Origin of the sequence: Mesorhizobium sp. M0991 (assembly GCF_040318915.1) — a bacterium.
GTDB lineage: Bacteria > Pseudomonadota > Alphaproteobacteria > Rhizobiales > Rhizobiaceae > Mesorhizobium.
On sequence record NZ_JAMYNE010000073.1, the window covers coordinates 1 to 8,612 of the forward strand.

General features: G+C 58.4%; 9 protein-coding genes. 7 read left to right on the forward strand and 2 right to left on the reverse strand.

The window, feature by feature from the left end:
* Positions 1 to 355: 355 nt before the first annotated feature.
* Together NKH70_RS35095 and NKH70_RS35100 are read right to left on the reverse strand one after the other, a co-directional pair.
* The gene (locus NKH70_RS35095) at positions 356 to 1,252 is read right to left on the reverse strand and encodes an aminoglycoside phosphotransferase family protein (protein ID WP_352516566.1); all 897 of its coding nucleotides are present in this window, start codon (positions 1,250 to 1,252) and stop codon (positions 356 to 358) included.
* A 659-nt stretch (positions 1,253 to 1,911) separates the two neighbouring features.
* A complete protein-coding gene (locus tag NKH70_RS35100; protein WP_353027419.1) occupies positions 1,912 to 2,982 on the reverse strand; it encodes an NAD/NADP octopine/nopaline dehydrogenase family protein in 1,071 nt (356 codons plus the stop codon).
* A gap of 13 nt (positions 2,983 to 2,995) precedes the next feature.
* On the opposite strand from NKH70_RS35100, the gene NKH70_RS35105 reads away from it, so the two are divergent.
* The 7 genes from NKH70_RS35105 to NKH70_RS35135 all read left to right on the forward strand — a co-directional run.
* The gene (locus NKH70_RS35105) at positions 2,996 to 4,183 is read left to right on the forward strand and encodes a LysR family transcriptional regulator (protein WP_353027420.1); all 1,188 of its coding nucleotides are present in this window, start codon (positions 2,996 to 2,998) and stop codon (positions 4,181 to 4,183) included.
* A complete protein-coding gene (locus tag NKH70_RS35110) occupies positions 4,180 to 5,649 on the forward strand; it encodes an NAD(P)-binding domain-containing protein (protein WP_353027421.1) in 1,470 nt (489 codons plus the stop codon). Before NKH70_RS35105 ends, NKH70_RS35110 begins: the two co-directional genes overlap by 4 nt.
* Positions 5,650 to 5,657: 8 nt before the next feature.
* Entirely contained in the window at positions 5,658 to 6,128 is a 471-nt protein-coding gene (locus tag NKH70_RS35115) for a CMD domain-containing protein (protein ID WP_352722263.1), read from the forward strand.
* Positions 6,125 to 6,688, forward strand: a complete 564-nt coding sequence (locus NKH70_RS35120) for a peroxidase-related enzyme (protein ID WP_353027422.1) — start codon at positions 6,125 to 6,127, stop codon at positions 6,686 to 6,688. Before NKH70_RS35115 ends, NKH70_RS35120 begins: the two co-directional genes overlap by 4 nt.
* A 54-nt stretch (positions 6,689 to 6,742) precedes the next feature.
* The gene (locus NKH70_RS35125) at positions 6,743 to 7,483 is read left to right on the forward strand and encodes an amino acid ABC transporter ATP-binding protein (protein ID WP_352464100.1); all 741 of its coding nucleotides are present in this window, start codon (positions 6,743 to 6,745) and stop codon (positions 7,481 to 7,483) included.
* Between the two features lie 24 nt (positions 7,484 to 7,507).
* The gene (locus NKH70_RS35130; protein ID WP_352464098.1) at positions 7,508 to 8,335 is read left to right on the forward strand and encodes a transporter substrate-binding domain-containing protein; all 828 of its coding nucleotides are present in this window, start codon (positions 7,508 to 7,510) and stop codon (positions 8,333 to 8,335) included.
* 69 nt (positions 8,336 to 8,404) lie between these two features.
* Positions 8,405 to 8,612: ABC transporter permease subunit (locus tag NKH70_RS35135; RefSeq protein ID WP_353027423.1), on the forward strand; the 208-nt coding region annotated here is incomplete at its 3' end.

Genomic DNA, 8,612 nt, shown 5'->3' on the forward strand with positions numbered 1-8,612 from the left:
AAGCTCCTCGGCTCCTTGCTTCAGTGTCAGTATGTCTCGCTCATCACCTCAAGCCGCGCCAGATGGGGTCAGCTTGGCGCTTACGATTGTCCAATGACGCTGTTAAGGGAAACCGGAGCGGCGGTCACCTCATCGGCTGCTTTGGAAGCTGCTTGGTTTCGTGCGAATGTCTTGGAAGGGTGGGGAAGTCGACACTGGCGACCCTTACGATGGGTGACTTACAGAGCCCGATCTGGCCAGGAGACGACCCACCTACCCTAGTTCCCAGAGACTCCTCGTAGGAAGACGCGAACATCGGTTATCGACCTGCCGGCCGCAGCCGCATTGTACTCCACCCGGTGACCGTCTGCTCGATTCAGATGTCCGGGTCATCGAGAATGCGAGAGATCGTGCTGCACCCCAGCGCACTCATTGCGGGGTTGGTGCGATGGTAATACCAGACGAGACCCATTGCCTGCTGGAATGCCCAAGCGACACCGCGCTTCCACCAAAGATCTTCAACTTGAAGGACGCGCCGAAAGGTCGCCCTTCGCTCGCGGTCTAGAAGATGCCACGCGGCTACTAAATCCAGCGACGGGTCGGCTGGCCCGAAACTGCCGCCATCAAGCACTCCGACAAGACGCCCGCCCTGCACGAGAAGGTTTGCTGGGATAAGGTCCCTATGACTCATCACGACAGACCCAGCGGATGGCAACTCCCGGAAGCGAGTCCACAAATTGCGCAGTCGAGCCACATCAAGAAGACCCTCGCTGTTTTCAAAGCAAACACTCATCCAATCGTCATGATCCGAGAGATGTCCACCACGTCCTTGCCCGTCGAAGCGTCGGCCCCGTGTGTCCGCTTGGCGCAACGATGCCACGAGGTGTGCAAGGTCTAGCGCGAACGCCGAAGAACCAATTAGCCCGTGCGGCGTGGCAACCTCGCCTTCGATCCACGTTTGTAATGCCCATGGCATTGGATAGTGAGGACCTGGCTCGCCGAGCCCAATTGGTTGAGGCGTCGGAAACAAGCAATGTTCCCCAATTTCAACAATAGCAGCGGCCTCTGACCGAAGCATATCGGCGCATTCGGTCGGATTCATCGCCCTCAGCGGGAACCGGGCAGTGATCTTCGAGCCAACGCGGAAGATCGCATTGACGGTTCCCGACGATGTGACTGTGGTGAGGTCCTCATGACGGTACTGGGGAAATTGATCGCGGATCAACTGGCGGGCGATATCGATGTCGATATTCACTTGATCGTCATGCATCATGAGTTCGTGTCCTGCCGAGCTCGGTATGAAGGGCAAATAGTTGTTCGTTGTAGCAATTGGACGGAACAATGTCCGCTTTCTAGTCTTCGCAGTCAGATCCCAATATGTCTGCAACGCGCGCATTGTCGCCCGGCCGGTATGGGGACGGAAGCGGCCGTTTCATGTTGCGGCCCTGGTGGGAACTTCTTCAAGCCGTCTTTCATTGGCGGAGGGAACGCGCAATTTCACCCCTTCCCTTCCTTTTTGCTGACGGCGTCTTGGCAGCCGGCGTCTCCTTCGGGCAAGCGGCTTGTCCATCCGCTTTCCGTGGCAGATGTTGCAAATGCCAAACTTTGGTGCAGGAAACCAGGAATTAGTCGGAACTATAGCGACACGCCGAATCAGCCCGGCAGGAGGTCCAACTGAAGTGCTCAGATTTCGAATAAGTTGGCCCGCCGTACGGGAGACATTCAGAGAAACCACGAGGCATCTTAACATACTACTCGCGGCTTCCGTGAGCAGACTATCATATCCAAGGACTGCTCGTTGAGCGCCAAACCAGTGGGCCTCAAACCGTACTGCGCACGACTAGGCTCAGCGGCCCGGCCGGCAACATCGACATTATCCGTAAGTTGCGGATTTCTTCCTGGCTGAGGTGGGCATTTACCAATTCACCCGGTCTAGAATCCCTCACGCGAAAGGTTCGCGAGGTCCACGTCTGATAACCCTTCGATCCCAAGGGCAGGAAGAATATCATTATCTTCCTTGAGGTCGCGACCATAGGCCGCCGATAATATCGAAACTCCAGACTCGTGGAGTATCGCCGGATTCCCGCTAATCTTGCCCAATAGTACGGTCGACAGCAATCCGAACGGGACATCCTCGAGAATGTAGCGGCTTTCGATGGTTGTCGGGCCAAAGCCGCCGCGGCCTTGGCGGTCCATCTCCTGGTTCATCTCCGAAACCGTTCCCATCGGAACATGGAACGATAATGAAAAATGCTCTTTGACGGTGCGAACGGCGATGCCGAAATGGGCAGCGATGGCCAACCGCTCGGCATCCAGAGCCTCGATAAGGCGGCCGACGGCAGGAGTGACATTTCCCCCCTGGCTCCATTGCTCGGCCTTTTCCATGCGTGTCAGATTAAGAAGGGCAATTCCTAGATGGTTTTGCGGATTGAGGTTGCTAAGTGCGATCGCAAGCATCCCGTCGCGGTTGACAAAACGATCGCCGAACACGGTCGTGCAAAGTTCGTGTCCTTGATCCTGGCAACTGAAAGGCAGCGTCGCAACATCAAGCTTCTGGCGAATGGTGGTGACATGGACTTCAGTTGGTCCGAGCTGGCGGCCAGATAGGAGCGTCGTGCCCCAAACAACGATCGGCAACCTGACCTTGCGCTCGGCTAACCGCTTGGAGAGATACAGCGCCGCGAAGGAACAATGCGAACTGATGATGACGGGAATTCCATCAGCCAGGTGAGGGACCGCCGCATCCATCACCATCTTGTGGCCGTAAGCCGGAAGCGCAATCACCACCACGTCCGCGTTGACAATGGCGTCTTTGCAATCCTTGGCAATGCGCACCGGTACCGTCGCCGCGATATCCCCCGTCGCTTTTAACAATTCGCCAGTAGCCAAAGCCCTGGTGCGGTGTCCCGAGGGTGACCAAAGCATTGGCGAATGTCCCGATCCTGCCAAATAGGCGGCAAAGCCATAAGCAACTGCTCCGGCGCCCAGAATACTCACGCGCATAATATTCCTCCTGTTGCAGGCTTTGTGGTTTGAGAATTCTTGCCGTCGTCACCTGAAAGTTTTTCATCAGGTTGGAGCCCGCGTCTGCCGTCCTCGTCCGCCTCCGCCAGGGATTCCGGCTCTGAAGCCGGCCAAATGCAAAAGCCGTAACGAACATTGGTTTCCGCTTGACATATATCAAAAACGAATGAGACGATGTCAATCATACGGATTGCGCATGAAGGAGAGCATGGAAACCCGAGACCTTCAGACCTTCCTTGCGGTTGCTGCCAGCGGCAGCATCACCAAGGCGGCTGACATGCTCGGGCGCTCCCAGCCTGCGGTGACGCGCACCATTCAGGATCTCGAGGCCGAGCTTGGCTTCGAATTGCTGCATCGGATCGGTCGACGGGTGCAGCTGTCTGAAGAGGGAGTCGCCTTTGAAGAGGAAGCGCGGCGCCTGCTGATGTCCTTCACCGAACTCGCAGCGCGAGCCAAAATGATCGCCGCCGGCAGGGGACGGATCCTGCAGATTGTCACAACCTCTGCGATCGGGACCGGCTTGATCCCGACGGCCCTAGCTGAGCTCCAAGGTGCCGAGCTTCCGCACGAGACGCATCTCGGGCAATTTCTTCCTTCGATCGTCGCCCAGGAAGTGCGCAGCGGACGCGCCGAGATCGGATTTTCAAGCCTGCCGCTCGATACGCCCGGTCTGGATGTCCTGCGGCTGTACTCGGCGCCTGACGTGGCTGCCGTGCGGGAGGACGATCCGCTGGCTGAACTTGATGTCGTGCCGCTTTCGGGTTTTGCCGGTCGCCGCGTCGCCACGCTGCTCAATCCACTGCGTTTTCAGTTGCATGTCGCCAAAGCGCTGGCGTCTCGCGGCATCGACACTGGCCCAGTGATCCGGACCAATACTGCCTATGGCGCCTTGCAGATCGTGCGTCAGACTGGGGTGGCGGCTGTCATCGATCCCCTCACCGCCTATGGCGTTCCCCTGCCCGGTGTCGTCATTCGCCCTCTCGACGTAACCGTTCTCTTTTATTGGGGTGTTGTGGCTGCCGCAAACCGTCCCCTCCGTCCAGTTGCGCAGGCGCTGATGGATGCGGTCGAAGCGGTGGCTGAACGGTCAATTGCCGGTTTCAGGAAACTCGATCCAGCTTTGGCCGGCCAATTGGTCACCGATCCCGCCTCGGACACAAATAACGGGACGGGAATATGAAGCATATTCCCACCCCGGCAGCTTCGAGCGGCCTTGCCGCGCTGGAAGCCCAGCTCGCGCAGGATCTCGACTTTCTCGAGCTGCCCGCCAAGCCTTGGGTCCCCAAGCGCACGCACGATGGCGCCCCAGTCCGTGACGTCGTAGTGATCGGCGCCGGCATGTGCGGACTTGCTGCCACGGCAAAGCTTGTGCTGACCGGGATAACCAATGTCGTTGCCTACGATGCGGCTCCGGCCGGGCTCGAAGGACCATGGGTAACGTTTGCGCGTATGCAGACGCTGCGCTCGCCGAAGACCCTCCACGGTCCGTCGCTCGGGCTGCCGCAGCTCACGTTCCGCGCCTGGTTTACGGCACAATGGGGACCTGAGGCCTGGCAGTCGCTGGACAAAATCCCCAAGGGCCAGTGGATGGACTACCTGGTCTGGTACCGGAAGGTTCTTGGTCTGCCGGTGCGCAACAGTGTACGCATGACCGGCGTCGCAGCCGTTGGTGATCTGATTGCAATCGATATCGAGGGCGCGGAAGCCGGCCGGGTTCTCACCCGTCGCCTCGTTCTGGCCACCGGTCGGTCCGGTCTCGGCGGTTTTGCCGTGCCCGATTTCCTCAGGGGCATCGATCGCGCCTATTGGGCCCATTCTGCCGACGACATCGATTTCGACGCGCTGAAAGGTAAGCGTGTAGCGGTCATCGGCGCTGGTGCCTCGTCCATGGACAATGCCGCAACGGCACTCGAAGCGGGTGCCGGCTCTGTCGACATGTTAATCCGGCGCAAGGAAATGCCGCGCATCAACAAGCTGACCGGCATAGGTAGCCAGGGTGTCGTCCTCGGCATCTACCACCTGCCCGATGCCTGGAAGTGGAAATTCTTCGACTATACCGCCTCGACCCAGACACCGCCGCCGCGTTCATCGACGCTTCGCGTGTCTCGCCACTCGAATGCCCGGTTCTTTCTCGACTGCGGCATAGTTGCGGTGAAGGAAGATGCGGGAGGCCTTCTGGTCGAAACCACACAAGGGCCGATGCGATACGACTTCATAATCGCGGCAACCGGCTTTTCAAACGATTTCAGCGACCGCCCGGAGTTTGCAGCACTCGCCCCACACATCCGCACCTGGTCGGATGGCCGATATACACCGGATATGGGGTCGCCACGTGCAGGCATGTCGGAGGCGCCGGACCTCGGTCCTGCCTTCGAGTTTCGCGAACGCGTTCCCGGCTCCTGCCCGGTGCTGGCGCACATCCATTGCTTCAACGATGCCGCGATGCTGACACATGGCAAGGTCTCCGGCGATATCCCAGCCGTCAGTGCCGGTGCCGACCGTCTCGTCCGCGGCATTGCGGCGTCGCTGTTTGCTGAAGATGTCGAAACCCACTTCGCCAATCTGATCGCCTACGACACCCCGGAACTTCTGGGCGACGAATGGGTCGATTCAACACCCTTGCTGCAAAAGGAGGCCGCGCTGTGATCGACGCAATGGACAAGGCCGCCGGTATTTCGCCGAACGATGCACTTTTCGCTGCGCGGCGGTTTCGGCCCGAATTTGTGCAAGGGGCGGAGGAATGTCGCCTCTCCGTCCTGCAGCCGGCAAACGATCAGGGGCTGGCGCCGAATTTGAGGGTTGCTCTGGCCCGTCGCATGGCCGCTCTGAATGCCGATCCCGTCCTGATGGCCGAATATGATGTGCAGCTGGCCCAACTTGGTCCGACAGAGCAGCTCAGGGCATTGGCTCGGGGCGAAACGGATCTCGATGAGCCATTGGCGACCATCGCCCGTCACGTCGACCTGATCACGCTGACGCCGAAAAAGGCGGAGGCGAACCACATCGCCCTCCTCGCCGCGGCCGGACTGAACAATCCTCAGATCGTCGCGCTCTCCGAACTGATTGCATTTGTAAATTTCCAGACGCGGGTTGCGACCGGCCTGCGATTGATGAGATCGGCATGATTTCCTCGGTTCGCCTGAAGCCGCTGAATTGGCGTCCCTACATCGCACCGGTCGAGCTATCCGAGGCCACGCCGGAACAACTCGAAGCGATGAAGGTAACGCCGTCGGCCAAGAAAGTTTCGGAATATGTGCGCACCCTTGTGCATGACCCGGAGAGCTACCTCGCCCGCACGATCTTGTTCAACGCAATCATGTATGTCGAAGGCGGGCTTGCCCGTCCTGACCGCGAACTTGGTGCATTGGGTGCCTCGATCGTCAATGGCTGCAAATTCTGTGCCGTGGTTCACGCCCGCCGCCATGCAGAGCTGACCAAGAGCGACGAAGTGGTCACCGCGCTCTACCTCGACAAACCCGAAAAGCTTGGGCTGCGCGATGCAGCAATCTACAGCTTTGCCCGCCGTCTGTCGGCGGCGCCGTCGGAAGCAACGGTGGACGACATCGCCGCGCTGCGTGCCGTCGGCATGAATGATGCTGAGATCATCGACCTGATCCACGCCATAGCGATCTTCGGCTGGGCAAACCGGCTGATGCACGTTCTCGGCCACGCGGAGAGCGGATGATGATGACCCACATGTCAAGGCAGTCCGTCCCACACTCTGAAGGGCTAACCAGAAATGCTTGAACTCAAAGATATAAGGCTGTCCTACGGAAGCACGCAGGTCCTGAACGGCGTCAATCTCTCGGTAAAGCGGGGTGACGTGGTGTCGATCATCGGCCCCAGCGGCACCGGCAAGACCACGCTGCTGAAATGCATCAACTACCTGGCCAAGCCGTCGTCCGGAACCATCGCGTTCGACCAGATTCGGATGGACTACCAGCGCGCCGACAAGACCGCTGTCCAGGCGATCCGGCTTCGAACAGCGATGGTCTTTCAGCAATTCAATGTCTTCAAGAACATGACAGTCCTCCAGAACGTGATGGATCCGCTTGTCGTCGTGCAGCGCAAGTCCGCGGACGAGGCGCGTGAAATCGCGCTGCGAGAGCTTGACCGGGTCGGCCTCTCAGCGAAGCGGGACAGCTATCCGTCCCAGCTGTCGGGCGGCCAGCTCCAACGCACCGGCATCGCGCGTGCGCTGGCGGTTCGTCCCGACGTGATGCTCTTCGATGAGCCCACGTCATCGCTGGATCCTGAACTCGTCGGTGAAGTTCTGAAGGTGATCAAGGATGTCACGTCGTCAGGGATCACTTCGCTGCTTGTGACCCACGAGATGCAATTCGCAAAGAACATCTCGAACCGGATCGTCTTCATGGATCGTGGCGTGATTGCCGCCGATGGCAGTCCAACTGAGATCTTCGATGCGCCATCCAGCCCACGACTTGCTCAATTCCTGCAGTCAGAACTCGCTTTTCAATAGCTCAACAAGAAGGGAACCAAAGAAATGTCTGCAATCACATCCAGTTTCTCCCGTCGCGCTGCCCTGGCTGTTGCCGGCGGCATCGCAATTGCCCTTGCAACCGCAGGGATCAGCTATGGTCAGACCGTTCGCACGATCAAGATCGCGACGTCTGCCGAATCCAAGCCGCTGGCATGGGGCGCGATCGGCGTCGAGCCGCAAGGCTATGAGCCCGATCTTCTGAGAGCGATCAACGCAAAGCTCCCGCAGTACAAGTTTGAAATGGAAGGTGTTTCGGATATCGCGCAGGAAACCGGCCTGGCCACGGGCAAATACGACATCGCGGTCGGTGGCTACTACAAGTCGCCTGAGCGCGCCAAGCAGTTCTTCATTCCGGAAAACCCCATGGGCGCCAGCCTGATGAAGATCTATAGCAAAAAAGGCAGCGGCATAAAGGAAATGAAGGACCTGGTCGGCAAGAGGATCGTTCCGACCACGGCCGGCGGTGGAACATACAAGTTCATTATGAACTGGCAAAAAGAAAATCCACAATACAAGCTTGATGTAACGGCATCTAGCGCCGGTATTCCCTATCCGAACCGACTGGACGAAGTTCAGAACGGCAAATTCGACGCGCTTGTTCTGCCTTCGAATCTCGGTGAGCAGACCGTCATCGAGGAAAAGAAGCTCGATATTGTGGCGTCCGATCCGGTCTTCAGCAACAACACCTACATGCTGATTCACAGGTCGGACGAAAACAAGGTTTTAGCCGACGACGTGAACAAGGTTCTCAAGGAATTAAAAGACGATGGCACGATCGAAAAACTCTCGCAGAAATGGTTCGGCGAGGACATCGTCAAATACATGAAGTAACAGGACATTTCCCCAAAGATGTAGCGATAGCCAGCGGTAAGGCTGAATTGAAAGAAGGAGCGTTTCAAAGTGGATGTTTCTGCTATGATTCCCGAGCTGCTCTCGGCGTTGCCGCTAACGCTCGCCATCACCTTTACCGCTATGGTCGTGGGCTTTTGCTTGGCTCTCGTCGCGACAACACTCCGGGTTCGGAGGATTCCGGTGATCAGTCATCTGACTGACCTCTACGTGTCCTATGCCCGGAGTGTTCCCGTCGTCCTGCAGTTGTTCGTCGCGT